The 23,871-nt window shown below is 70.0% G+C and carries 25 protein-coding genes; 12 read left to right on the top strand and 13 right to left on the bottom strand.

Translation table 11 applies throughout. The annotated features are described in order from the left end of the window. Positions 1-34 precede the first annotated feature (34 nt). Positions 35-283, top strand: coding sequence for a hypothetical protein (locus tag NW895_RS10200; protein ID WP_289935071.1), 249 nt, complete (start codon positions 35-37; stop codon positions 281-283). 83 nt (positions 284-366) lie between these two features. Here the strand turns inward: NW895_RS10200 and NW895_RS10195 are convergent, their stop codons facing one another. Continuing rightward, positions 367-1,521: a cystathionine gamma-synthase gene (locus NW895_RS10195; protein WP_289935070.1), complete on the bottom strand. Its 1,155-nt coding sequence runs from the start codon at positions 1,519-1,521 to the stop codon at positions 367-369. 141 nt (positions 1,522-1,662) lie between these two features. On the opposite strand from NW895_RS10195, the gene NW895_RS10190 reads away from it, so the two are divergent. The 6 genes from NW895_RS10190 (at position 1,663) to NW895_RS10165 (ending at position 7,350) form a co-directional block, all read left to right on the top strand. After that, positions 1,663-2,781 (top strand): hypothetical protein, encoded by a 1,119-nt coding sequence (locus tag NW895_RS10190; RefSeq protein WP_289935069.1) that lies wholly within the window; start codon positions 1,663-1,665, stop codon positions 2,779-2,781. 77 nt (positions 2,782-2,858) lie between these two features. Beyond that, entirely contained in the window at positions 2,859-3,527 is a 669-nt protein-coding gene (msrA, locus tag NW895_RS10185) for a peptide-methionine (S)-S-oxide reductase MsrA (protein ID WP_289935068.1), read from the top strand. A gap of 158 nt (positions 3,528-3,685) precedes the next feature. Next, on the top strand, positions 3,686-4,798 hold the full coding sequence (locus NW895_RS10180; protein WP_289935067.1) for an AI-2E family transporter: 1,113 nt from the start codon (positions 3,686-3,688) through the stop codon (positions 4,796-4,798). A gap of 53 nt (positions 4,799-4,851) precedes the next feature. Next, positions 4,852-5,526, top strand: coding sequence for a DUF4389 domain-containing protein (locus tag NW895_RS10175; RefSeq protein ID WP_289935066.1), 675 nt, complete (start codon positions 4,852-4,854; stop codon positions 5,524-5,526). A gap of 114 nt (positions 5,527-5,640) precedes the next feature. Beyond that, positions 5,641-6,312, top strand: a complete 672-nt coding sequence (locus NW895_RS10170) for a HEAT repeat domain-containing protein (RefSeq protein ID WP_289935065.1) — start codon at positions 5,641-5,643, stop codon at positions 6,310-6,312. 3 nt (positions 6,313-6,315) lie between these two features. Then, on the top strand, positions 6,316-7,350 hold the full coding sequence (locus NW895_RS10165) for a MerR family transcriptional regulator (protein ID WP_289935064.1): 1,035 nt from the start codon (positions 6,316-6,318) through the stop codon (positions 7,348-7,350). Here NW895_RS10165 and NW895_RS10160 read toward each other — a convergent pair. After that, on the bottom strand, positions 7,336-7,464 hold the full coding sequence (locus NW895_RS10160) for a hypothetical protein (protein WP_289935063.1): 129 nt from the start codon (positions 7,462-7,464) through the stop codon (positions 7,336-7,338). The genes NW895_RS10165 and NW895_RS10160 overlap by 15 nt on opposite strands. A gap of 171 nt (positions 7,465-7,635) precedes the next feature. On the opposite strand from NW895_RS10160, the gene NW895_RS10155 reads away from it, so the two are divergent. Then, complete coding sequence (locus NW895_RS10155) at positions 7,636-8,406, top strand: antibiotic biosynthesis monooxygenase (protein WP_289935062.1); 771 nt, start codon at positions 7,636-7,638, stop codon at positions 8,404-8,406. A 15-nt stretch (positions 8,407-8,421) separates the two neighbouring features. On the opposite strand, the gene NW895_RS10150 is transcribed toward NW895_RS10155, so the two are convergent. Together NW895_RS10150 and NW895_RS10145 are read right to left on the bottom strand one after the other, a co-directional pair. After that, positions 8,422-8,796 (bottom strand): VOC family protein, encoded by a 375-nt coding sequence (locus NW895_RS10150; protein WP_289935061.1) that lies wholly within the window; start codon positions 8,794-8,796, stop codon positions 8,422-8,424. After that, on the bottom strand, positions 8,793-9,473 hold the full coding sequence (locus NW895_RS10145; protein WP_289935060.1) for a TetR/AcrR family transcriptional regulator: 681 nt from the start codon (positions 9,471-9,473) through the stop codon (positions 8,793-8,795). Before NW895_RS10145 ends, NW895_RS10150 begins: the two co-directional genes overlap by 4 nt. Positions 9,474-9,563: 90 nt before the next feature. On the opposite strand from NW895_RS10145, the gene NW895_RS10140 reads away from it, so the two are divergent. After that, positions 9,564-9,836 (top strand): hypothetical protein, encoded by a 273-nt coding sequence (locus NW895_RS10140; RefSeq protein ID WP_289935059.1) that lies wholly within the window; start codon positions 9,564-9,566, stop codon positions 9,834-9,836. Positions 9,837-9,852: 16 nt separating this feature from the next. On the opposite strand, the gene NW895_RS10135 is transcribed toward NW895_RS10140, so the two are convergent. Beyond that, positions 9,853-10,236: a VOC family protein gene (locus NW895_RS10135; protein ID WP_289935511.1), complete on the bottom strand. Its 384-nt coding sequence runs from the start codon at positions 10,234-10,236 to the stop codon at positions 9,853-9,855. 82 nt (positions 10,237-10,318) lie between these two features. Further along, positions 10,319-11,359: an NAD(P)-dependent alcohol dehydrogenase gene (locus tag NW895_RS10130; protein WP_289935058.1), complete on the bottom strand. Its 1,041-nt coding sequence runs from the start codon at positions 11,357-11,359 to the stop codon at positions 10,319-10,321. A 189-nt stretch (positions 11,360-11,548) separates the two neighbouring features. On the opposite strand from NW895_RS10130, the gene NW895_RS10125 reads away from it, so the two are divergent. Then, entirely contained in the window at positions 11,549-12,466 is a 918-nt protein-coding gene (locus NW895_RS10125; RefSeq protein ID WP_289935057.1) for a helix-turn-helix transcriptional regulator, read from the top strand. A 16-nt stretch (positions 12,467-12,482) separates the two neighbouring features. On the opposite strand, the gene NW895_RS10120 is transcribed toward NW895_RS10125, so the two are convergent. The 6 genes from NW895_RS10120 to NW895_RS10095 form a co-directional block, all read right to left on the bottom strand. After that, complete coding sequence (locus tag NW895_RS10120) at positions 12,483-13,010, bottom strand: SRPBCC family protein (RefSeq protein WP_289935056.1); 528 nt, start codon at positions 13,008-13,010, stop codon at positions 12,483-12,485. A gap of 193 nt (positions 13,011-13,203) precedes the next feature. Beyond that, positions 13,204-16,515, bottom strand: a complete 3,312-nt coding sequence (locus NW895_RS10115) for a S8 family peptidase (RefSeq protein ID WP_289935055.1) — start codon at positions 16,513-16,515, stop codon at positions 13,204-13,206. Positions 16,516-16,730: 215 nt separating this feature from the next. Further along, complete coding sequence (locus NW895_RS10110) at positions 16,731-17,426, bottom strand: ABC transporter ATP-binding protein (protein ID WP_289935054.1); 696 nt, start codon at positions 17,424-17,426, stop codon at positions 16,731-16,733. A 41-nt stretch (positions 17,427-17,467) separates the two neighbouring features. Then, positions 17,468-18,925, bottom strand: coding sequence for an ABC transporter permease (locus tag NW895_RS10105; protein WP_289935053.1), 1,458 nt, complete (start codon positions 18,923-18,925; stop codon positions 17,468-17,470). 125 nt (positions 18,926-19,050) lie between these two features. Then, complete coding sequence (locus NW895_RS10100) at positions 19,051-20,295, bottom strand: Ig-like domain-containing protein (RefSeq protein ID WP_289935052.1); 1,245 nt, start codon at positions 20,293-20,295, stop codon at positions 19,051-19,053. Between the two features lie 246 nt (positions 20,296-20,541). Continuing rightward, positions 20,542-20,895, bottom strand: coding sequence for a hypothetical protein (locus tag NW895_RS10095; RefSeq protein WP_289935051.1), 354 nt, complete (start codon positions 20,893-20,895; stop codon positions 20,542-20,544). Between the two features lie 109 nt (positions 20,896-21,004). Between NW895_RS10095 and NW895_RS10090 the strand changes: the two genes are divergently transcribed. Next, on the top strand, positions 21,005-21,319 hold the full coding sequence (locus NW895_RS10090) for an LPXTG cell wall anchor domain-containing protein (protein ID WP_289935050.1): 315 nt from the start codon (positions 21,005-21,007) through the stop codon (positions 21,317-21,319). Between the two features lie 42 nt (positions 21,320-21,361). Further along, a complete protein-coding gene (locus NW895_RS10085) occupies positions 21,362-22,156 on the top strand; it encodes a hypothetical protein (RefSeq protein ID WP_289935049.1) in 795 nt (264 codons plus the stop codon). 138 nt (positions 22,157-22,294) lie between these two features. On the opposite strand, the gene hutH is transcribed toward NW895_RS10085, so the two are convergent. Continuing rightward, positions 22,295-23,833 carry a histidine ammonia-lyase gene (hutH, locus tag NW895_RS10080; protein WP_289935510.1) on the bottom strand — a complete coding sequence of 513 codons (1,539 nt, stop codon included), beginning with the start codon at positions 23,831-23,833 and terminating at the stop codon, positions 22,295-22,297. Positions 23,834-23,871: the final 38 nt, after the last annotated feature.

Below are 23,871 nucleotides of genomic sequence, written 5' to 3'. Positions count from 1 at the left end.
CGGCGACGCACCGAGCCGGCGGTGGGAGGCGGGCATGAACGAGCGTCAGCGGCAGGCGAGCGTCCGGCGGATCCTGGAGGAGGGGGCGGCGCGGGTGCCGCCCGAGCTGTACGCGGACGCCGTGCGCCGGGGCGGCCGCATGCTGCGGCGCAGGACCCTCGCCCGCCGCCTGATGTGGCTGCTGCTGTTCGCCGCGACCGTCGCGTTCGTGGTGTGGGCGGTGACGGCCCGGCCCTGGGTGGAGACGCCCTCGGAGACGACTCCACCGCTGACGGGCTGGTAGACCGGGGCCGCGGGCCAGGCCGTGTCCGCACAGTCCCGCCTGCCCCGCCCTCCGGGCGGACGACGGGACTGTGCGGACACGACCTAGCCGAGCGCCTGCTGCAGGTCCTCCAGGAGGTCGTCGACGTTCTCGATGCCCACGGAGAGGCGCACCAGGTCGGCGGGCACCTCCAGGGCGGAGCCGGCCGCGGAGGCGTGCGTCATGCGTCCGGGGTGCTCGATCAGCGACTCGACGCCGCCCAGGGACTCGCCGAGGGTGAACACCTTGGCGCGGTCGCAGACCTCGACGGCGGCCTCCTCGCCGCCCTCGACCTGGAAGGACACCATGCCGCCGAACGCCTTCATCTGCTTGGCGGCGACCTCGTGACCGGGGTGGTCGGGCAGCCCGGGGTACAGGACACGCGTCACGCGCGGGTGCCGGGTCAGCATGTCGGCGATCTTGGTGGCGTTCTCGCTGTGCCGGTCCATGCGCACCGCGAGGGTCTTGGTGCCGCGCAGCACCAGCCAGGAGTCGAAGGGCCCGGCGACCGCGCCCATCGCGTTCTGGTGGAACGCGAGCTCCTCGCCCAGGTCCTGGTCGTTGACGACCAGCGCGCCGCCGACGACGTCGGAGTGGCCGCCCATGTACTTGGTCAGGGAGTGCACGACGACGTCCGCGCCGAGCGCGAGCGGCTGCTGCAGATACGGCGTGGCGAAGGTGTTGTCGACGACGAGCCGGGCGCCGGCGTCCCGGGCGATCTGAGCGGCGGCGGCGATGTCGGTGATGCCGAGGAGCGGGTTGGAGGGGGTCTCCACCCACACTGCCTTGGTCTTCGGGGTGATGGCGGCCCGCAGTGCGGCGGGATCACTGCTGTCGGCCACCGACCACTCCACACCCCACCGGGCGACGACCTTGGCGAAGAGGCGGAACGTGCCGCCGTACGCGTCGTTGGGGATCACCACGTGGTCGCCGGGGCTGAGCAGCGTACGCAACAGGCAGTCCTCGGCCGCCAGTCCGGACGCGAACGCGAGGCCGCGGCGGCCGCCCTCCAGGGCGGCGAGGTTCTCCTCCAGGGCGGTGCGGGTCGGGTTGGCGCTGCGGCTGTACTCGTAGCCGCCGCGCAGGCCGCCGACGCCGTCCTGCTTGTAGGTCGAGACCTGGTAGATCGGCGGGACGACCGCGCCCGTGAGGGGGTCGGCGGTGTTGCCCGCGTGGATCGCGAGGGTCTCGAAATGCTGACTGATGTGCCTGTCGCTCATGGGCACCGAGGGTAGTGCGCCCGCGGGGTCGGCGGCGGCTCATGACGGACGAGCTGGGCGTTCTCACGAACACCGAGGAGTTTTCCACAGGTCCGCCGACCAGGTTGGCCAATTGTCGGCGCGGTCTGGTTCGCTTGTGACATGGAGATTCTCTGGGTCCTGATGGCGCTGGTCATGCTCGGCTTCGTGCTGCTTCCCTTCCTGCGGCGCAGGCGCGGCATGATCGAGCAGGTTCCGCCGGGTCACCCGGACGCCGCGGACCCGGCGAACTACGGCTTCGCGCCCACGGAGGAGCTGGACGTCCGCATGCCCGGTCCCGACCAGGACCTGCTGGACGTGCTGGACCTGGTGCAGCGCACACAGGACTACAAGGCCGCCGCTCAGCTTCTCGCGGGCACGGAGGCGGAGGGCGAGCTGCGCTGGCAGCGTGTGCAGGCCTTCGCGGGCGCCGCCTCGCTGGAGCTGCAGCAGCGGCCCGGCGGGGTGAGCGAGACGCCGGGCGGGCAGTGGCTGCGGGTGTGGCGGACCGAGGCGCCCAAGGACGCGGGCGGCGCGGCGGTGCACGCCGAGTTCCTGGTGCAGCAGGCGTGGCGTACGTCGACGCCCGGCACGGACGAGTTCCGGATCATCATGGAGGAGGCGAAGGCGGCGTGCGGCGACGCGGCGCTGCTCGCCCCCGGCGACCCGATCCCGTACATCATCGAGCTCTCCGTGGCCCGCGGCCTCGCCTACCCGCGCGAGGACTTCGAGCAACTGTGGCTGAAGATCCTGGACCGCGCCCCGCACCACATGGGGGCGCATCTGGCCGCCCTGCACTTCTGGTGCGAGAAGTGGCACGGCTCGCGTGAGCTGGCGTACTCCTTCGCGGAGGCCGCGGCGGCCCGCGCCCCCCGGGGTTCGCTGCTGGCCGCGATGCCGCTCTTCGCGGTCTTCGAGCACCTGCCCGAGGTGAACCTGGTCAGCGGCTTCTACCAGAGCGAGGTCGTCTCGAAGGCCATCCACGGCGCGCTGCACGCGGTCCACTCGGCCCGCCCCGACGACCCGATCCTCGCACACGTCCGCCACCTCCTGGTCTTCTTCCTGGTCCGCGCCGAGCGCTGGGCGGAGGCCATGCACCAGCTGATACACGTCGACGGCCATGTCGGCGCCCTGCCCTGGACCCTGTCCCCGGACCCGGCCGCGGAGTTCGCGGTCTACCGGGCCCTGGCGGTCGCGGGCTACGAGGCCAACGGCGGCAGCCCGGCGACGCTGCCGCACTGAGGACGGGAGCGGGGCCGGCCGGAATTCCCGCGGGGCCTCGCACGTTGACGTGAGCGTCGCCCCGATTGGAGACCCGCATGTTCCTGCACAGCCGTACGCCCCAGCTGCCGGCCCCCGAGCAAGCTCTGCGCGGCCGCCCGGAACCGGCGTTCACGGTCCCCGACCGCCACACCGTCCTCGGCAACCCGCTCCTCGGCCCCTACCCCGAGGGCCTGGAGGTAGCCGACTTCGGCCTGGGCTGTTTCTGGGGCGCCGAGCGCAAGTTCTGGCAGCTCCCGGCCGGGGTCTGGACGACCCTGGTCGGCTACCAGGGCGGCTACACCGAGAACCCCACGTACGAAGAGGTCTGCTCGGGCCTGACCGGCCACACGGAGGTGGTCCGCGTGGTCCACGACCCCTCACTCGTCTCCTACGACACCCTCCTGAAGACCTTCTGGGAGTCCCATGACCCCACGCAGGGCTTCCGCCAGGGCAATGACGTCGGCACGCAGTACCGCTCCGCGATCTACACCCACTCCCCCGCCCAGGCAGCCGCCGCCGAGGCCTCCCGCGAGGCCTACCAGAAGGTCCTGACGTCCTCCGGGTACGGCACGATCACCACGGAGATCCTGCCGGCGGAGGGGCGGGCGTTCTACCCGGCGGAGGGGTACCACCAGCAGTACCTGGACAAGAATCCGGCGGGGTACTGCGGGATCGGGGGGACCGGGGTGTCCTGCCCGGTCGGCGTCGCCAAGGCGGAAGGCTGAGCCTTCCTCACGGGGCAACGGCTCCCGCTGCGCGGGCATGCGTGCGGCGCGGGCGCGGCCGCGCCGTGGAGGCGGAACTGGATGACCAGCGCTGCCGCTTCGGAGAGCATCGTGGGACGGCGATTCCGATGGGAGCGGGGTACCAATAGGGTGCCTCCGTGACTGCCACCCTGAGTTCCACGAGAGCCCGCGCCGCGCTCCGCACGTCGGCGCGGGTCTCCGCGGAGTTGCTGCTGATATTCGTGCTGCTCGCCGTCGCCCTGTGGGCTCTGGGCCGGATGTGGTCGGTCGTGTGGCCGCTCGTGATCGGCCTGCTGCTGACGACACTGACCTGGCCCCCGGCTCGTTTCCTGCGTCGCCACGGCTGGAGGCCCGCCCTCGCCGCGTCGGTCGTGACCGTGCTGTTCCTCCTGGTCGCCGTGGGCGTCGTGGCGCTGATCGCGGTGCCGGTGGCGTCGCAGTCCGGTGAGCTGACCGACGGCGTGGTCGAAGGCATCCAGAAGCTGCGCGAGTGGGCTGCCGGGCCGCCGTTGAACATCGGGGACGCCCAGATCAACAAGGCCTTCGACACCGCGGTCGCCCGCGCTCAGGACGGCCTCGGCAGCATGGTCGGTGCGGTGGTCACGGGAGTGAGCACCGTGGTGAACGGCCTGGTCACCGCCGTTCTGGCGCTCTTCCTGATGTTCTTCTTCCTCAAGGACGGCCCGCGGTTCCTGCCGTGGCTCGCCCGGCAGCTGCCGGGTCGGCTCGCCACCGATGTCCCCGCCGTGGCGGCGCGCAGCTGGGACACCCTGGGTGCGTTCGTGCGTTCCCAGGCGGCCGTCGGTCTGCTCGACGCCGTCCTGATCGGTCTGGGCCTGTGGATTCTGGGGGTGCCGCTGGTGCTCCCGCTGGCGGTGCTGACCTTCGTCTCCGCGTTCGTGCCGATCATCGGCGCGCTGTTCGCCGGTTTCGTCGCGGTGCTCATCGCGCTGGTGTCCAACGGCCTGACGGACGCACTGATCGTGCTGGCCATCATCGTCGTGGTGCAGCAGTTGGAGGGCAACGTGTTCCAGCCCATGATCCAGAGCCGTGGGCTCGGCCTCCACGCGGCGGTGGTCCTGCTGGCGGTGACGTTGGGCGGCAGTCTGGCCGGCATCGTGGGCAGTCTGCTCGCCGTACCGGTCGCCGCGCTGATCGCGGTGGTCTGGAACTATGTGCGCGAGCAGCTCAGCGAGCCGTCGCGGGAACCGGGGACCGACGAGCCGGACACCGCCGCCGTCCCGTCGTAGCCGCGGGCTCAGTCCGAGTCGCGGCCTTCCACCTGGCGTGCAAGCCTGCCGTCATGGAACCGGTACGTCTTGAGGCGTCCCTCGATCCTCGGCTGTCGAGATGGCTGTGGCTGGTGAAGTGGCTCCTCGCCATCCCGCACTACATCGTGTTGTGCTTCTTGTGGATCGCGTTCTTCTTCGTGACGATCGTCGCGTTCTTCGCCATCCTGTTCACCGGCCGGTACCCCCGGTCGCTCTTCGACTTCAACGTCGGCGTCATGCGCTGGAACTGGCGTGTCAGCTATTACGCCCACACCGCGCTCGGCACCGACCGGTACCCGCCGTTCACCCTCGCGGACGCGCCCGACTACCCGGCCCACTTCGACGTCGCCTACCCCGAGCGTCTCTCCCGCGGACTGGTCCTGGTGAAGTGGTGGCTGCTGGCGATCCCGCAGTACATCGTCGTCGGGATCTTCACCGGTGGCTGGGGTTGGGGAGGAAGAGGAGACGGCTGGTACGGCACCGGCCTGATCCCCTTCCTCTCCCTGGTCGCCGTGGTCATCCTGGCGTTCACCGCCCGCTACCCGGTGCACCTCTTCGGCTTCCTGCTCGGCCTCGCCCGCTGGGTCGCACGGGTGGGTGCCTATGCCGCACTGATGACCGATCGGTACCCGCCGTTCCGTCTCGACATGGGCGGACACGACGCCCCACCGCTGACGAAGACAACGGCGAGCGGTTCCGGAGGCTAGGCCCTGTCGTTTGGATCATCCCGGCGTCGCGGGGCCTGGACCGCGCCTTCGGCTTCCGGTGTTTGACCTTGACACAGTGGCAGGGTCTTCACTGCCTGCCGAGGAGGTGGTCCGATGACGATCACTGGGCAGGACACTGATGTGGTGCGAGCACTCCGGGGGCTGGAGGACGGCCGCTCGTCCGTGCGACTGCGGGCTGCTCTGGCGGTGGGCACGAGGCCTGACCCGCGCTTCGTCGACAGGCTCATCGAGCGCTGCGCGATCGAGCCCGAGTTCTTCGTCCGGGACATGCTGACCTGGGCGCTCACCCGCCATCCGGTGTCGACGACGCTTCCCGCGCTGCTCCGTGAACTCCGTTCGGAGCGTGCGCAGGCACGGAGCCAGGCGCTGCACACGCTGTCCAAGATCGGGGACCGGCAGGCGTGGCCGGCGATCACACGGACGCTCCTGTCCGACGCCGACGACGAGGTCGCGCGGAGCGCCTGGCGGACCGCGGTCGTGCTCGTGCCGGAAGGCGAGGAGTCCGCGTTGGCCACGGTGCTGGCGACGCAGCTGGGGCGCGGTGGGCGGGAGACGCAGCTGAGTCTCAGCCGGGCGCTGGTCGCGCTGGGTGAGGTGGTCGTACCGGCCCTGCTTGCCGCGACGACGGCCCCTGACCCGCGCATCCGCACGCACGCGCTCGCCACCCAACGGCTGCTGCGCGACCCGGACGCCGGATTCGAGTTCGCGATCGAGGAGGCGAAGCGCATCGTGGTTCTCGGCGGGGCCGGCCAGGAGGGACGATAGGGCGTGTTGATCGGCGAGGTGGCGCGACGATCCGGAGTCAGTGCCCGCATGCTCCGGCATTACGAGTCGCTCGGTCTGGTGCGGCCGTCGGGTCGTACCGGCTCCGGCTATCGGGAGTACTCCGGGGAGGACATCCAGCGGATCTTCCATATCGAGAGCCTGCGGTCGCTGGGGCTGTCGCTGCGTGAGATCGGACGCGCGCTCGACGATCCCGGCTTCACGCCCTCGGCGCTCGTCGGCGACCTCATCCGTCAGACGCGCGAACGCATCGCGGCGCAGACCGAGCTGCTCACGCGGCTGCGCCGGATCGATGCCGCTGACCCCGCCGGCTGGGAGGACGTCCTCCAGGTCGTCGCGCTGCTCCAGGCGCTGGAGTCGAAGAGCGCCGCCGCGCGTCAGCGCGCGGCCCTTTCCTCGGCCGACGGGATTCCGGTGCCGGTGGAGGCCCTGGTCGAGGCGGCACTGAGCGAGACGGAGCCGAACGTCGCCGGGGCCCTTCGATGGGCGTTGGCACGATCGGGCGACCGCGGCCCGGCACTGCTGGCGGAGGGCCTCGGCTCACCGGTGGCCGCGGTGCGGGAACGTGCCGTTCGGTCCCTCGTCGAGATGCCCGGTGGTGAGGCCACCGCGCATCTGCGGGACGCCCTCGCGCACCCCGACGTCGTGGTCCGTGGGTACGCGGCTCTGGCGCTCGGGACACAGGGTGTGGCCGATGCGGTCCCGACGCTCATCGACATGATCGTGGAAGGACGGAACGACACCGATGCAGCCGATGCGCTGAGCGTGCTGGCGAGCGATACCGCGACGGCGGATCAGATCGCGAGCGGGCTCGTCGACCACCTCGCCCACGACACCACGGAAGCGCCCGCACGCGGGCGGCTGACCCAGGCGCTGGCGGGCATCCCGGGGACGAGGGCGTCCCGTGCCCTTGTGGAGCTGTCACGGGACGCGGACCGGGCCGTTGCGCTGACTGCGACGTACCTTCTTCGGCTACGCGACGTGAGAGCCGGCTGTGCGCGCGTGTCAGGGCAGGTGTGACAGCAGTAGCTCGGTGAGGCGTTCGGGTGTGCGCAGCGGCAGGTAGTGGTCGGCGTCCGGAATCGTCTCGCCGCAGGCTCCGGGGATGTCGGTGACAAGTCGTTCGGCGATCACCGCGATCTCCGGGAGTCGGTCGTCGCGCCGCGATCATTTCAGAGCGTTGTGAGCGCCGCGCTCCGGCTCAAGAGCAGCTACGGCAACGGTGATGGCGGGAACCATTGAGCCGTCAGCGGACGGGCCGCCGGAGGTGCAGCTTCCGTCGGTCCTTCGTGCTTGTGTGAACCCATGACCGCCCACACCGTGGAATACATCCGCTACCGCATTCCCGAGCAGCAGTCGGCGGAGTTCCTGGCCGCCTACACCCGCGCCGCAGCCCAGCTGGCGGCGGCACCGCAGTGCGTCGACTACGAGCTGGCGCGGTGCGAAGAGGACTTCGAGCACTTCGTCCTGCGCATCACATGGACGTCGACCGAGGACCACCTGGAGGGTTTCCGCAGATCAGAGCTGTTCCCCGCGTTTCTGGCGGAGATCCGCCCGTACATCGGGAACATCGAGGAGATGCGCCACTACAAGCCGACGTCGGTGCGGGGCACGGGCGCCGCCGTCCCCACGCTCTACGCCTGGGCGGGCGGCGCGGAGGCCTTCGCCCGCCTGACGTCCGTCTTCTACGACAAGGTCCTCAAGGACGACGTCCTCGCCCCGGTCTTCGAGGGCCTGGCCCCCGAGCACGCCGAGCACGTGGCGCTGTGGCTCGGCGAGGTCTTCGGCGGCCCGCCCGCCTACTCCGAGACCCAGGGCGGCCACGGCCACATGGTCGCCAAACACCTCGGCCGGAACATCACCGAGCACCAGCGCCGCCGCTGGGTGAACCTGATCCAGGACGCCGCGGACGAGGCCGGCCTGCCGACCGATGCCGAGTTCCGTTCGGCGTTCCTGGCGTACGTGGAGTGGGGCACACGGCTCGCGGTCCACTTCTCGGCTCCGGACGCCACACCCCCGGCGGAGCAGCCCGTACCGAAGTGGACGTGGGGGGCGGCGCCGCCCTACCAGGGCTGAAGCCGGTCCGGCCGGCTACCTGGGTGACATCACCTCGTACAGGTTGCCCGCCGCGTCGGTGAAGTACAGCCCCCGGGCACACAGGGGGTGGTCCACGCGGCCGTTGCCCGGCGCGGACGGGTCGTTGCCGTAGGGGACGCCCAGGGTGTGCAGGCGGCCCAGGATCGCGTCGAAGGTCTCCGGGTCGACATCGAAGGCGAGGTGATGCCCCTCGGGCGCGTCCACCGCCATGAAGTCCAGTGTCAGCTGCTCATTGACCCGCACGGGCGCGAAGTGGCCGCCGTGGCCGTCCGGCGGCAGCTGCTGAAGCCCCATGACCGTGGCGAAGAAGCGGGCGGCGGCCGTGTGGTCGACGGCGGGCACGATGGTGTGGTTGAGGGTGACGGTCATGCGACGCTCCTGGGTCCGTCGGGGCCTTGCGGCCGGCTGTGCGACTGGCTGTGCGGCTGCTTGAGGACGCCGTGCAGTAGTACGTCGGCGAGGTCGGCCGGGGTCGGGCCGTCTCCGCCGAGGGCCCCGCCGCGCATCTGGGCGAAGAGGGTGCCGATGAAGATCGCGGCCACCTTCTCCAGCGGCAGCCGCAGCGCGTCCCGGTCGGGTTCGAGCAGCTCGGCGACGGCCTCGCGCAGGGCACGGGCGGAGGCCTCGCGGTCGTCCTGCGCGGGCTGCTCGCCGCCCGGGCGCCCGCGCCGCCGCCCCGACGCGTACAGCGCGCCGACCACGGCACCGATCCGCTCCAGGTGGGCGCGCATCGCCTCGGCAGCCTCGGTCAGCCGCTCCGGCAGTGGCAACTCCAGGTCGATGGAGCCGAGTTCCCGCAGTACGTGGCCGGGGCTGAGGGCCTCCGCCACGCACGCGTCCAGCAGTTCGTCCTTGTCCGCGAACACCCGGAAGATCGTCGCCTCCCCGATCCCGGCGGCCCGGGCGATCCGCGCGGTGGTGACGGCGGCCCCGTGTTCGGCGACGAGCGGCAGAGCAGCGGCGACGATCATCGCCCGCCGTTGCTCGGGGCTCATGCCGGGGGCGCGGCGGCGGGGGGCGGGTTCGCTCGGTGGCGGCTCGCTCATGAGGGAACCGTACGGAGTGAGTACTCACTCCGTCAAGCGCAGGACGAACCCGACGCCCTCCACCCCGGCTCCCGTTGGCGGCGCAGGGTCATGACGGGTCTGGCCGTGGCGGCCTCCCTCGCCACCGTCGTCTCCCTGGGCGTCACGCTCTTCGAGAACCGCGAGAACAGCGAGAACCGCGAGAACAGCGAGAACAGCGAGAACAAGGGGAAGGGCACGCCCGAGGGGAAGATGGGGAGCGGACCGACTTCGAGCATCGCGGTCGGCGCCAGTGACAGCATCGGCCGGTGCGAGTCCGTCCAGGGCCGGCTGACCGGCCCCGTCCCCGAGGACAAGGAGGTCGTGGCCGAGCCGTTCTCCTGAGCGGCGGACGGCTCTTTCAGCCTCCGCTGCCGTACGGCCTGGTCAGGATCTCCAGCCGGTGGCCGTTCGGGTCGTCGAAGTACGCGCCCCGGCCGCCGTCGTTGTGGTTGATCTCGCCCGCGCGACGGTGGTACGGGTCCGCCCAGTAGGACAGGCCGGCCTCCCGGACACGGGCGAAGATCACATCGAAGTCGTCCTCCGAGACCAGGAACGCGTAGTGCTGGGGCGTGATCTCGCCGTCCGTCTCCATGTAGTCGAGGGTCACACCGTTGGGGACCTCGACCGGGATGAACGGGCCGTACGGCGGGCTGACTTCCAGGCCGAGGATGTCGGCGAGGAAGCGAGCCGAGGCCTGCTTGTCGTGCGCGGCGACGATGGTGTGGTTCAGCTGGACGGTCATCATGCACACCTCCCGTCCTTACCACCATAAAGCTGACACACCGTACGGCCCTTGTTCCCGATCAGCGATCAGCGATCAGCGATCAGATCGTCGCCGTGTCGATCACGAACCGGTACCGCACATCACTGCCCAGCACCCGCTCGTACGCCTCGTTGATCTCGTCGGCGCGGATCAGCTCGATCTCCGCACCGAGGCCGTGCTCGGCACAGAAGTCCAGCATCTCCTGGGTCTCCGCGATGCCGCCGATCATGGAACCGGCGAGGGTCTTGCCGCCGCCGATGACCGAGAAGAGGTTGAGGGAGACCGGCTCCTCGGGAGCGCCCACGTTCACCAGTGCTCCCTCCGTCTTCAGCAGCGTCAGGTAGGCGTTGAAGTCCAGCGGGGCCGACACCGTGGACACGATCAGGTCGAACGTGCCGGCCAGCTCCTCGAAGGTCTTCGGGTCGCTGGTGGCGTAGTAGTGGTCGGCGCCCAGCTTCAGGCCGTCGTCCTTCTTGCGCAGGGACTGCGACAGCACGGTCACCTCGGCGCCGAGCGCGTGCGCGATCTTCACGCCCATGTGGCCGAGGCCGCCCAGGCCGACGATCGCGACCTTCTTGCCGGGGCCGGCGTTCCAGCGCTTCAGCGGGGAGTACAGGGTGATGCCGGCGCACAGCAGCGGCGCGGCGACGTCGAGGGACAGGCCGTCGGGGATGCGGACGACGTAGTTCTCGTCGACGACGACCTTCTGCGAGTAGCCGCCGTAGGTGGGCTCGCCGTCCTTGCCGATGCCGTTGTACGTCGGGACGTTGCCCTTGACGCAGTACTGCTCCCGACCGGCCTTGCAGTTCTCGCACTCGCGGCAGGAGTCGACCATGCAGCCGACGCCCACGCGGTCGCCGGCCTTGAACTTCGTCACACCGGAGCCGACCTCGGAGACGACACCGGCGATCTCGTGGCCGGGGACCATCGGGAAGATCGCCTCGCCCCAGCCCTCGCGGGCCTGGTGGATGTCGGAGTGACAGATGCCGGCGAACTTGATGTCGATCAGGACGTCGAACTCGCCGACCTCGCGGCGCTCGATGGTGGTCCGCTCCAGCGGAGCCTTGGCGGCGGGTGCGGCGTACGCGGCGACAGTGGTCATGCCGGGGTTCTCTCCTAGCGGTTTCCGTGCCCGGCTGCCTTCTGGTCCAGCTGATCTTTCCGACCGGGCACGACGTCCAGCGTGCCGGTCGGGCGAGCGTTCACCCAGACCACGGTTTTGCGTACGTTCGCCGGTCCTACCACTGGCGGGGTCAGGCTCGTGTGCGTACGACCATGAATACTGGGATGCATGGACGTACAGCCCGATTCCGCACAGGAGGCCGGCGGGGGCCTGGACCGGCGTGCCGAGCTCAGTGAATTCCTGCGCACCCGGCGTGCCCGGCTGAAGCCGGAGGACGTGGGGCTGCCGGTCTTCGGGCGGCACCGCAGGGTGCCGGGACTGCGCCGGGAGGAGCTGGCGCAGCTGGCCGGGGTGTCCGTGGCGTACTACACGCGGCTGGAGCAGGGCAACGGCCGGAACGTCTCCGCGGAGGTCCTCGACTCGATCGCCCGAGCCCTGCGGCTGACCGACGCCGAGCACGCGCACCTGACGCACCTCGCGAAGCCGAAGCAGCACAAGAGGAAGCGGGCGGCACGGGCGCAGCAGGTGCGCGGCGCCCTGCTGCAGCTGCTGGACACCCTGGACGGCATCCCCGCGTACGTCGTGGGCCGGCGCTCGGACATCCTCGCCTGGAACCGCATGGCAGCGGCCGTCTTCGGCGACTGGGCGGAACTGCCGGCTCAGGAGCGGAACTGGGCCCGGCTGGTGTTCCTGAAGCCGGAGTACCGCGACCTGTTCGTGGAATGGGACCAGAAGGCCTCCGACATGGTCAGCTACCTCCGCATGGACGCCGGCTGCCATCCGGACGACCCGCAGCTGTCCGCGCTGGTGGGCGAGCTGTCGGTGAAGAGTGAGGAGTTCCGGCGGCTCTGGGCCACGCACGACGTCAAGGAGAAGAGCTACGGCGTCAAGCGCCTGCGGCATCCCCTGGTGGGCGAGCTGACGCTGTCCTTCGAGACGTTCCGGCTGGTGGACGACGAGGAGCAGTGCCTGATCACGTTCCACGCGGAGCCGGGGTCGGCGTCGGCGGACGCGTTGCGGCTGCTGGCCAGCTGGGGGACGGACGCGGCACGGGCGGGAGCGGCCGGGGCGTCGCCGTCGGTCTGACCCCGGCCGCACACGCTCAGGCCGGGGCCACCTGGGCCTCCGCCTCCGCCTTCACCCCTGCCAGTGTCGCCTCGATGCCGCCGCGCAGCTGCGCCAGTCGGCCGTCGATGATCTCCTCCTCCCGCTCCGGATTCTGCGCGACGAACTCTTGCAGCGGGCCGCGGGCGGTGCCGATCCGCATGCCGTGCCGCAGGCGGGTGGCGGACCCGTCCGCGACCGGTTCCAGCGTGTACGTCCAGATGGCCAGCGCCTCGCCGTCCGACCGGTCGCGCTCCTGGACGACCTCCCACCGGAAGGTGCGCGGCTCCACCATCTCGACTATGCGGCTGACGGATCGCCATTCCCCCAGCCGGTCATTGCTGTTGCGGCCGACGAAGCAGGCGCCGACGGCCGGCCCCTCGGCTCCGTCGAGCCACTGCACCTCCTGCAGTTCCGGGCTGTACCGGGCCGAGGTGGAGATGTCGGAGACCAGTCTCCACACCCGCTCCGGCTCAGCGGCAACCTCGATCTCGCACTCCACCCGGGGACCATCGGCAAGACGCATCGCTTCGTCCTTCACAACAAGGCTTTTCTCTAAGGGAAGTCGGCTGTTAACGCTGAAGATCAGCGGCGGCCGGCAGGGGCACCGCATCGGGGTCACCGTCCCCGGCAACCGTGCGCTGCCGACGCGTCGACACACACGCGACCCGCCAGAAGAGGTGCTTCTGGCGGGTCGCTTTACCTACTTGCTCGGCGGCTTACTTGCCGTAGTACGCGTTGTAGATCGAGATCGTCGACTTGTTGCCCTTCTTGTCGGCGATCTTGGCGTGGAAGGAGATGGCCTTCCCCTTGGCCGGGTTCTTGACGGTGATCTTGCCGTTCTTGACGTCGACCTTCTTCCAGGTCTGGCCGTAGTCGTACGACACGTACACCGACAGCGACTTCAGGTTGCTGCCCTTGGCCGCGCCCTCGACGGTGACCGGGATGCTGACCTTCTTGCCGGCCTCGACCTTGCTGTCCAGACCCGTGGTCGCGTTGAAGCGGACCGTGGAAGCGGGCAGCTGCTTCATGTCGGAGGTCTTCTTGGAGCGGAACGTCCAGCTCGCGTCGACGCGGGTGGAGGCCGCCGCGACCTTGACACTGCGCTTGACCGACGTCGTCAGCTTGTACTCGGCGTCACCGGCCGGGACCTTGAACTCGCCCTCACCGAACAGCGGGTCCTTGTTGGAGCCGACCTTGGTGCCGTTGCGGTACAGGGTCGTGTTGACGGACGTGAAGTCCGAGGAACCCGGGTGGCGCTTGCCGTCGGCGAACAGCGGGACGATGCCGAAGATGCTGTTGCCGTCACGGTAGAGGCCGTAATTGGCGTCGAGGGCCGGGCCGAAGACCGCCGTGTTGAAGGTCTCCTTGTACGTCTTGCCGGCCTTGTACGTCTTCTCGCCGAGGGCGTAGCCCGCGTCGATGACCGGGAAGCCGTCCGCGTCGACACCGGCGTACTGCTCGAAGCTGACCTCCCACTTCACGCCGTTCGCGGTGGACAGGTGCAGCGTCCGGGTGCCGGGCAGGGGCTGCTGCACGCCGATGGAGGAGCCGCCGCTGCTGCCGGGCAGCCAGCCGATCGCGCCGATCGAGCCCTTCTTGCCGCTCGCCGCCGCGCCCATGCCGACCTTCAGCGTGGCCAGTTCGTTCGCCTTGTAGTGCTTGGTGTAACCCGTGGCGAGCTGCTTGACCTCGCCGCCGACCGTGGTGCTGTACTGCTCGTCGTCACCCTTGGTCCAGTGGGTGTCCCACTGCTGGGTGAGCGAACCGTCGGTGATCTGCGGGCCGAGGTGCGCGGTGCGGAAGTTGTCGTAGCTCTCCAGCAGATAGCCGAAGCCGAAGCCGGAGTCGGCCGTCGTCACGTCGTACATCGGCGCCGCGAACTCCGGCTTGGCGGCCGCGTCCGGCACGGTGATGTCCACCGGCTTCGCCTTGCGCGCGTCCACCGTGACCGTGGTGTTCTTGGTGACGTTCAGCTTGGGCTGGGCGATCCAGTCGGCGCCCTTCCACACCTCGGGGTCGTTGCCGACGTAGACCGAGGAGTCGAGGACGTAACCGCCCTTGGGCACACGGACGGTGACGGTGCCGTCGGCGTCGTACGGGGAGTAGAACCGGTCCGCGCCCAGACCGGAGACGGCGGCCAGGAGCGCGCTGTAGTTGCTCGCCGGCTTGCCGTCGCGGTCGATGAACTTCAGCGTGAGGTCGTACGACTCGACCTCGCGCTGCACCGCGGCGGCCGTGCGGACGGTCTGCCCGTCGCCGGTCGCGGTGACGTACGCCGAGTAGGCGCCGTCGACCGTGCCGCCCAGCTTGGTGTTGACGGTGACGTCGACGGAGGCCTTGCCGCCCGCCGGGACCGTGACCTTGGTCGCGCCGAGCTTGAAGAAGCCCGCCGGAGCCGCCTGGCCCTTGGGGTTGGTGGCGGTCGAGGACAGCGTGAGCGTGACGTCCTTCGTACCGAGGTTGCGGTACGTCAGCTGCTTGGTGACCGGCTTGTCGTCGGTGTGCGGCCACTGCTGGACACCGAAGCTCACCGACACCGGGTCGGCGATCACGGTCTGCTTGATGGCCTTGTCGACCTGGATGCGGCCCGAGCCCTGCTGGAACGGGTTGTACTTGCCGCCCTTGGTGGAGCCGGTGAGGGCGCCCTTCAGCTCGGTGTACTTCCACTCCGGGTGCTGCTGCTTCAGGATCGCCGCAGCGCCCGCGACATGCGGGGTCGCCATCGACGTACCCGAGATGGTCATGTAGCCGGCGGGCTTCTCGCCGACCTCCTGGGCGATGGCGTTGCCCTTCGCCGAGGCGGCCGTGATGTCCACGCCCGGCGCGGTCACGTCCGGCTTGAGGGCGCCGTCGAGACCGGGGCCACGGCTGGAGAAGTCGGCCAGCTTGTCCTTGTCGTCGACCGCGCCGACGGTGAGGGCGGCAGCCGCGCTGCCCGGGGAGCCGACGGTCTCGTCGCCGAGCTCGCCCTCGTTGCCGGCGGCGATGGCGAACAGGACGCCCTTCTCCGCGGAGAGCCGGTTCACCGTGGCTTCCATCGGGTCGACCTCGGGGGTGTCCCCGCCGCCCAGGCTCATGTTGATGACGTCGGCGCCCTGCTCGGCCGCCCACTCCATGCCGGCGATGATCTCGGAGTCGCTGCCGAAGCCGTCGTCGCTCAGCACCTTGCCGCTGAGCACCTTCGCGCCGGGCGCGACACCCTTGTACTTACCGCCCGACTTCGCACCCGTACCCGCCGCGATGGACGCGACGTGCGTGCCGTGGCCGACCTTGTCGGTGGCGTCGGGGGAGGTGGAGAAGTTCTTGGCGGCGACCACCTGGCCCTTCAGGTCCGGGTGGGTACCGTCGACGCCCGTGTCCAGGACGGCGATCTTCACGCCCTTGCCGTCGAAGCCGGCCGACCACGCCTTGGGGGCGCCGATCTGCGGGACGGACTTGTCGAGGCTGGCCTTGCGGACGCCGTCGAGCCACACGTGCGCGATGCCGGCGGCCGTCTTGTCGCCGTTGGTGACCGCGTCCCACAGCTCGGGCGCGTCCTCGTGCGGGGTCTGCACGGCGTCGGCGTTGAGGGTCTTCAGGGTCTCCTGGAGCGTGCCCGCGTCGCGGACGTCGGCCTTGGTGGCCTTGGCGGCACCCTTGTAGCCGACGATGACCTTCAGGCCCTTCTTCTGGGCCTTGCGGGTCGCGGTCTTGTTGAGCTCGGTGACATCGAACAGCCGCTGGTCGAGCTTGCCGGTGGCGACCAGGCGGGCGGCGTCGGCCGGGATCACCAGCGTGTGGCCGTCGGCCTTGCGGACCTGGACGGGTACGTGCTCGCGTCCCTTCGCCGGCTCCAGGCCGACGACACGGCCCTTGGCGTCGAGAACGACACGGTCACCCGTGATCAGCGTGACACGCTGCTTGGACGCGAGCGAGGCCTTCGCGGAGTCGGCGGCCTGCTCCCCCTTGGCCGCCGCCGGGCTGGTCATTCCCGCCGCGAGAGCCACGGCCGCAGCCGCGGCGACCGTGGCCGCGCACGCCCTTTTCACTTGTCTGCGCAAAATTCCCCCTAGCGGAAGATCCGGGCAAATTCCCCGTTCACCCGGCCGGGGGTGATCTCGCACAACCGTGCACCCCCCGGAATAGGCAGTATGCCGGGGGGTGATCAGCGACCTCAACAGATGAGAGGAAGGTAAGAAATCTGTCGTCCTACTGTCGGCCGACTGTTACATTGCCGCGCGAACTCCGTTACGAGTTCGCCGGGTCAGGGCGCGCCGTGGACGGTCGTGTTCTCCTGGACGGCGATCCTGCCCTGACGGATCGTCGCCACCCGCGGGGCCTTCTTAGCGAGCGCCGAGTCGTGGGTGACCATGACGAAGGTCAACCCCAGCTCTTTCCACATCCGTTCGAGCACGTCCATGATCTCGTCGCGCATCGACTCGTCCAGGTTTCCGGTGGGTTCGTCGGCGAGCAGCACCTTCGGCTGCTTCACCAGCGCGCGGGCGATGGCGACGCGCTGCTGCTGGCCGCCCGACATCTCGCCCGGCAGATGCCCGAGCCGCTCGCCGAGCCCGACCGACGTCAGTGCCTCGGCGGCCCGCTCGCGCCGCTCCCTGCCCTTCACGCCGAGCGGCACCAGGGCGGTCTCGACGTTCTCCTGCGCGGTGAGCGTCGGGATCAGGTTGAAGGACTGGAAGACGAAGCCGATGTTCTCGCTGCGCACCTTGGTGAGCCGCGCCTCGGACAGCTCGGCCAGGTCGGTGCCGTCGAGGACGACCTCACCGGCGGTCGGCCGGTCGAGCCCGCCGAGCATCTGCAGCAGCGTGGACTTGCCGCCGCCGGTGGGGCCCTGGATGACGAGCCGGTCGCCGTCCGGGATGGTCAGGTCGACGCCGTCGAGAGCGTCGACGGTCTCCTTGCCGCGGGTGTAGCGCTTGGTGACGCTTCTGAGTTCGTACATGGGCCAGCTCCTGGGAGACGAAAGGGGGATGGGCGGCGGCGCTACTCGACGCGGCGCAGGGCGTCGGCCGGCCGCAGTCGTGACGCCCGCCAGCCGCCGAACGCGCCGGCGATCAGTCCACCGGCCACGGCGAGGGCGACTGCGAGGGCGATGGTGGTGAGGCCGACCGGCGCGGTGAGTGCCACGTCGAGGGTCTTCGCCGCCTGCCGGCCGGGGCCGCCGAAGCCACCGCCCGCGAAGCCGCCGCCGGGGCCGCTCGCACCACCGCCCCCGCCACCGAGCTGCGCCTGCAGGGTCGGGCTGACCGCCGTGACGGCGTAGGCCCCCGCCAGGCCGAGCGCGATGCCGAGGGCGCCGCCGACCAGGCCGTTGACCACGGCCTCGCCGACCACCTGCCGGGTCACCCGGCCCGAGGGCCAGCCCAGCGCCTTGAGCGTGCCGAACTCGCGCACCCGGCGGGAGACGGCCGAGGAGGTGAGCAGTCCGGCGACCAGGAACGCGGCCACGAGCACCACGATCGACAGCCACTTGCCGACGCTGGTGGCGAGCGAGGAGGCGGTGGACAGGGAGCCGGAGACGGTGTCCGCGAGGTCGGCGGAGGTGGTCACCGTCGTCCCCGGCAGGTTCTTCTGGATCGCGGACTTGACGCTGTCGATCTTCTGGGAGTCGGTCGCCTTGACGTAGATCGTGGTGACCTTGTTCTTGGCGTCGGCGAGCGTCTGTGCCTGCTTCAGCGGGACGTAGAGGTTGGCGGCCGCGTCCCCGCTGTCGGCGGTGGCGATGCCGATCACCGTGAACTTGGTGCCCTTGACGGTGACGGTGGAGCCGGTCTTGAGCTTCTTCTCCTTGGCGTACGCGGAGTCGGCGACGGCGACCTCGGCGTTCGTCTCCGTCGGCTTGAAGGTACGGCCGCTGGTGATCTTCGAGGAGGTCAGCGGGCCGAGGGCGGGCTTGGTGACGTCGGTGCCGTAGACCGAGTAGTTGTTGACGGCGAAGTCGGCGCCGCCGCCCTCGACGCGGCCCTGCGGTGAGGGCTGGGCACCCGGCCCGCCCTGGCTCCCGCCGTTGCCGTTCTGCTGGAACTGACCGCGGGTGAACTGACCGTCCACCTTGATGACTTGCAGGCTCAGTCCGCCCACCGCGTCCGAGACGCCGCTCTGGGCCGCGACCTTGCCCACCGTCGAGCTCGACAGCGTCTGGAAGCCCTGCACCATGACGCGGTCGCTGCTCTGCTCCTCGTCGGAGTCGTTGTCCTGCGCGTCGAAGCGGAAGCGCGGCCGCTCGGAACTGTTCGACGTCGGCGCGGCGGCCTTGGTGACCGTCATGTCGGTGCCCAGCCCGTACAGCGACTGGAGGACCTTGTCCTGTGCCTTCCCCATGCCGGAGGACACGGAGTTGACCACGATGACCAGCGCGATGCCCAGCGCGAGGCCGGAGGCGACGACGAGGGCCGCCTTTCTGCGGCGGCGCAGCTCGCGCCTCAGGTAGGTGAAGAACATGGCCGCAAGCTAGGGACGGACCGTGATGAAGGAATAAGGCCGAAATAAAAGAAGGATGAGAACGCGAAAAAGCGCCCGCCATCCTTACGGACAGCGGGCGCCTTTTCTCAAGTGCCGGCTCGGCGTCAGGCCTGAGAACCGGCCTTCCATTCGGCCCAGCTCATGTTCCAGCCGTTGAGGCCGTTGTCCGGCGAGACCGTCTTGTCGCCGGTGTTCTGGACGACGACCACGTCACCGATGAGCGAGTTGTTGTAGAACCACGCGCCCGGCGTGTTCGGGTCGTTGGCGCCCTTCTTGTCCTGCAGGCCGACGCAGCCGTGGCTGGTGTTGACGTTGCCGAAGACGGACGGGGCACCCCAGTAGTTGCCGTGGATGAAGGTGCCGGAGCTGGTCAGGCGCATGGCGTGCGGCACGTCCTTGATGTCGTACTCGCCCTTGCCGTCGTCGTCGGTGAAGCCGACCGTCGCGCCGTTCATCCGGGTCTCCTTGAACTTCTCGGAGATCACCATCTGGCCTTCGTACGTCTTGTTGTCGGGCGAACCGGCGGAGATCGGGATGGTCTTGACCACCTTGCCGTCCTGCGTGACCTTCATCTGCTTGGTCTTCGCGTCGACGTAGGTGACCTGGTTGCGGCCGATCTTGAAGGTGACCGTCTTCTGCTGGACGCCGTAGACGCCCTCGGCGCCCTCGACCCCGTCGAGCGCCAGCTTCAGGGTGACGGTCGAGCCCTCCTTCCAGTACTCCTCCGGGCGGCAGTCCATGCGGTTGGCGTTGAACCAGTGGCAGGCGACCTCCTGACCACTGGTGGTGCTGACCGTGATGCCCTTCTGGACGGCGGCCTTGTTGGTGATCGCCTTGTCGAAGTTGATCGACACGGGCATGCCGACGCCGACGGTGGTGCCGTCGTCCGGGGTGAAGGTGCCGATGAAGCTGTTGGCCGGGGAGACCGTGGTGAAGGAGGCGTTCTCGTGGGCCTCGCGGCCTTCGGAGTCCTTCGCGGTCGCGGTCAGCTTGTAGGTGGTGGCGCGCTCCAGCTGGACGCTGGGCTTCCAGCTCTTCTTGTCAGCGGATATCTCGCCGCTCACCGCGGTTCCGTCGGAGGTCTTCATCGTGACCTCCGTCAGGGTGCCCTTGGTCACGGTCACGGCGGCGGAGTTGTTGATGGAGGCGTTGTCCGAGCCGTCCTTGGGCGTGATCTTGATCTGGGCCTCGGACGTCTTCTTGGCCGCCGCCTCGTCGACGTTGGCCTGCGAGTTGCCGTCGCCCTTGCCGGAGGTGTCGTCACCGCCGGAACAGCCCGAGAGCACCAGCACACCGCCGAGCAGCGCGGACGCGGCCGCGAGGCCCTTGCGCCGCCTACTGTTCGTCATCACACGCTTCTCCATCGTTGCCGATTCCCGAAAGACCCCGAGAGTCCCCCGTCGAGGACCTGCAGAGCCCCCGCCAAGAACTTCCAACGCTACGACCGGTTCGTCCCGTTCCACATTCCTTGCACGTGTGGGGCACACCACGTCCGCCGACCGAGGCGGGTGGTGCGAGTTCGGTCAGTGCGCCCCCTGAGACGACGAAACCCCGGTCGGCGGTTGCCGCCCGGGGCCACGATTTCCCCGAGGGCGTCAGCCGGCCGCCTCTTCTTCGTCATCCTCGTCGACATCATCCTCGTCAAGGCCCCAGTCCGGCGAATCCGCGTCGTAGTCGATCTGCTCGCTGCTCCAGGAGGCCTGCTGGAGTTCGACCCCCGGCACCCCGCTGACCAGGTCGAAAGGGTCCACGAGGTAGGCGAGGGCCTCAGCGGTGTCTTCCGTCACAGCGCTCTCGGCGTGTACCCGCTCCGCGGCGGGTACACGGGGGTCGGCCGCCTCGTCCGCGATGCGCCGCAGCGCGGCTCCGGTCACCGCCTGCTCGTCCCCCACTTCGAGGATGAGTTCCACGCGAAGGCGTACAAACCGTGATGTCTCTGGAGTGCTCATGCCCGGAGAGTACGGCCAGATGCGCCCGTGACTTTCCTGTGACCCGCACCTTTCACTAACATCGCCCCACACGGCCAATTAGCCAGCGCCACAAGGGGTTCGATATTCCGTGTCCTCCGCCCGCCGTCCGTTGCTGACCGCCACCGCCGCAGCCACCCTGCTGTGCGCTCTGTGGTTCGTCCCGTCCGCGAACGCGACCGCGGACGGCCCGGCGAGAACAGCGCCCTCGGCGAACCCGTCGCCGCAGGTCATGACGCAGGCCAGGGTCGCGTCGGCGCAGGCGGCCGCATCCGGGAGCGAGACCCGGCTCGCCGACACCGGCAGCTTCGACACCACCCCGTACGTCCTCGGCGGCACCGTTTTCCTCACGCTGGGTGCCGGATTCGTGGCCTATTCGATTCGCCGGGAACGTCTCGGTTTTTAACTCCACTTGACGTTTGTTTGGTGCGCGCTTCATAGTCCGCCCATGAACAGATCATCGGGCGCGCGCATAGGCGCCACGACAGTCGTGGGCGCCTTGTCGCTCGCCCTCATCACGGGGTGCGGCGGGGAGTCGGACGAAGCCAAGGGATCCGACGGGTCCTCCTCGCCCACCCAGGCCGCGAAAGTACTCGGCGCGGCCGAGCTGAAGAAGCTGATCATCGCCCAGGGCGATGTCGACGGGTACACGGTCAAGGCCGTCCCCAGCACGTACCCGGCCTCCAAGAGCGCCATCAAGGGCGACGAGCAGTGCAAGCCGCTCGTCTACGTCTTCAGCGGACTCGCGCCGGGCGACGCGGTGGCGGAGACCAACACGATGGCCTCCGAGGAGAAGAAGCCCACCGACGCCGCCTCCAAGTCCCTCGGGGACCTCAGCGAGGACGAGATCGAGGACGCGCTCAACGAGTCGATGAGCGCGGCCGTCACGGTCGTCTCGCTCTCCTCGTACGAGGGTGACGGCGCCGAGAAGACGATGAAGACCGTCTCCGACGCGATCGAGGGCTGCTCGGGCGGCTTCACCGCCGGGTCGGGCGACGACGAGCAGAAGTTCACCAAGGTCACCGCCGAGAAGGCCCAGGGGACCGGCGACGAGTCGGTGGCGTTCGCCGCGAGCGGCGAGATGGAGGGCACGGGCGGCCAGTCCGCCGTGCACGCCCAGGTGGTACGGCACGGGAACACCGTCGCGACGTACTACACGATGAACCTCGGCGCGATGATGACCGGCAAGGACTACACCGTCCCGGCCCCGGTGATCGACGCCCAGGCCGCCAAGCTCAAGTGATCCTCCGGGGCCCTGCCGCGCGGCAGGGCCCCGCGTCTTTCACCGCGAGCGGCCCGGTGACCGCCTCCACCGCCGCAAGCAGCCGCCCGCACCACGGGCACCCGGGCCCCGCCACACAGCAACACACCCTGCCAACGGCTACCGCAGCGGCCCGGTGACCGCCTCCACCGCCGCGAGCAGCCGCCCGTCACGCACGAACGCCTCCGCCGCGGCGAGGTCGGGCGCCAGGAACCGGTCCGGGCCCGGGCCTTCGACCCCGGCCGCCCGTACGGCCTCGATGACCGCCTGCGTCGCGGGCGCGGGGGTCAGGCCCTCGCGCAGCTGGACGGCGCGGGTGGCGGCGTACAGCTCGACGGCGATCACGCGTGTCAGATCGTCGACGGCCGTGCGCAGCTTGCGCGCCGCCGACCAGCCCATCGACACGTGGTCCTCCTGCATCGCGGAGGACGGGATCGAGTCCGCGGACGCCGGTACGGCCAGCCGCTTCAGCTCGCTCACCAGCGCGGCCTGCGTGTACTGGGCGATCATCAGCCCCGAGTCGACTCCCGCGTCGTCGGCCAGGAAGGGCGGCAGGCCGTGGCTGCGGTTCTTGTCGAGCAGCCGGTCGGTGCGGCGCTCGGCGATGGAGCCGAGGTCGGCGACGGCGACGGCGAGGAAGTCCAGGACGTACGCCACCGGGGCGCCGTGGAAGTTGCCGTTGGACTCCACCCGCCCGTCGGGGAGGACCACGGGGTTGTCGACCGCCGACGCCAGCTCGCGCTCGGCGACCAGCCGGGCGTGGGCCATGGTGTCCCGGCCGGCGCCCGCCACCTGGGGGGCGCAGCGCACCGAGTAGGCGTCCTGGACGCGGGGCGCGTCGTCCTGGTGGTGGCCGGTGAGGCCCGAGCCCTTGAGGACGGCGAGCATGTTGGCGGCGCTGGCGGCCTGCCCCGGGTGGGGGCGGATGGCGTGCAGCTCGGGGGCGAGGACCTTGTCGGTGCCGAGGAGGGCTTCGAGGCTGAGGGCGGCCGTGACGTCGGCGGACTTGTAGAGGGTGTCCAGGTCGGCCAGGGCCATGATCAGCATGCCGAGCATGCCGTCGGTGCCGTTGAGGAGGGCGAGGCCCTCCTTCTCGCGCAGTTCGACGGGCCGGATGCCGTGCGCGGCGAGGAGTTCGGCGGCGGGGCGGATCGTTCCGTCCGGGCCCTCCGCCTCCCCCTCCCCCATGAGGGTGAGGGCGCAGTGGGACAGCGGGGCGAGGTCGCCGGAACAGCCGAGGGAGCCGAACTCGTGCACGACCGGGGTGATGCCGGCGTTGAGGACGGCGGCCATGGTCCGCGCGACCTCGGGCCGGACGCCGGTGTGCCCGGAGCAGACGGTCTTCAGCCGCAGGAACATCAGCGCGCGCACCACCTCACGCTCGACCCGCGGCCCCATCCCGGCGGCGTGCGAGCGGACGATGTTGCGCTGCAGCTGGGTGCGCAGGTCCTGGCTGATGTGCCGGGTGGCCAGGGCGCCGAAGCCGGTGGAGACGCCGTAGACGGGGTCGGGCTTGGCCGCCAGCGCGTCCACGATCTCGCGGGCCGCGGCGAGGGCCGCGACCGCCTCCTCGGAGAGCTCGACCCGGGCGCCGCCGCGCGCCACGGCGAGGACGTCGGACGCGGTGACCCCGGAGGTCCCCACCACCACAGTGTGCATATCCATATTCAGGAGCGTACGCAGTGAATTCGATGATG

The sequence above is a fragment of the Streptomyces sp. S.PNR 29 genome, from assembly GCF_030386795.1.
Classification (GTDB): domain Bacteria; phylum Actinomycetota; class Actinomycetes; order Streptomycetales; family Streptomycetaceae; genus Streptomyces.
This window is presented reverse-complemented; position numbering and strand designations above follow the sequence as displayed.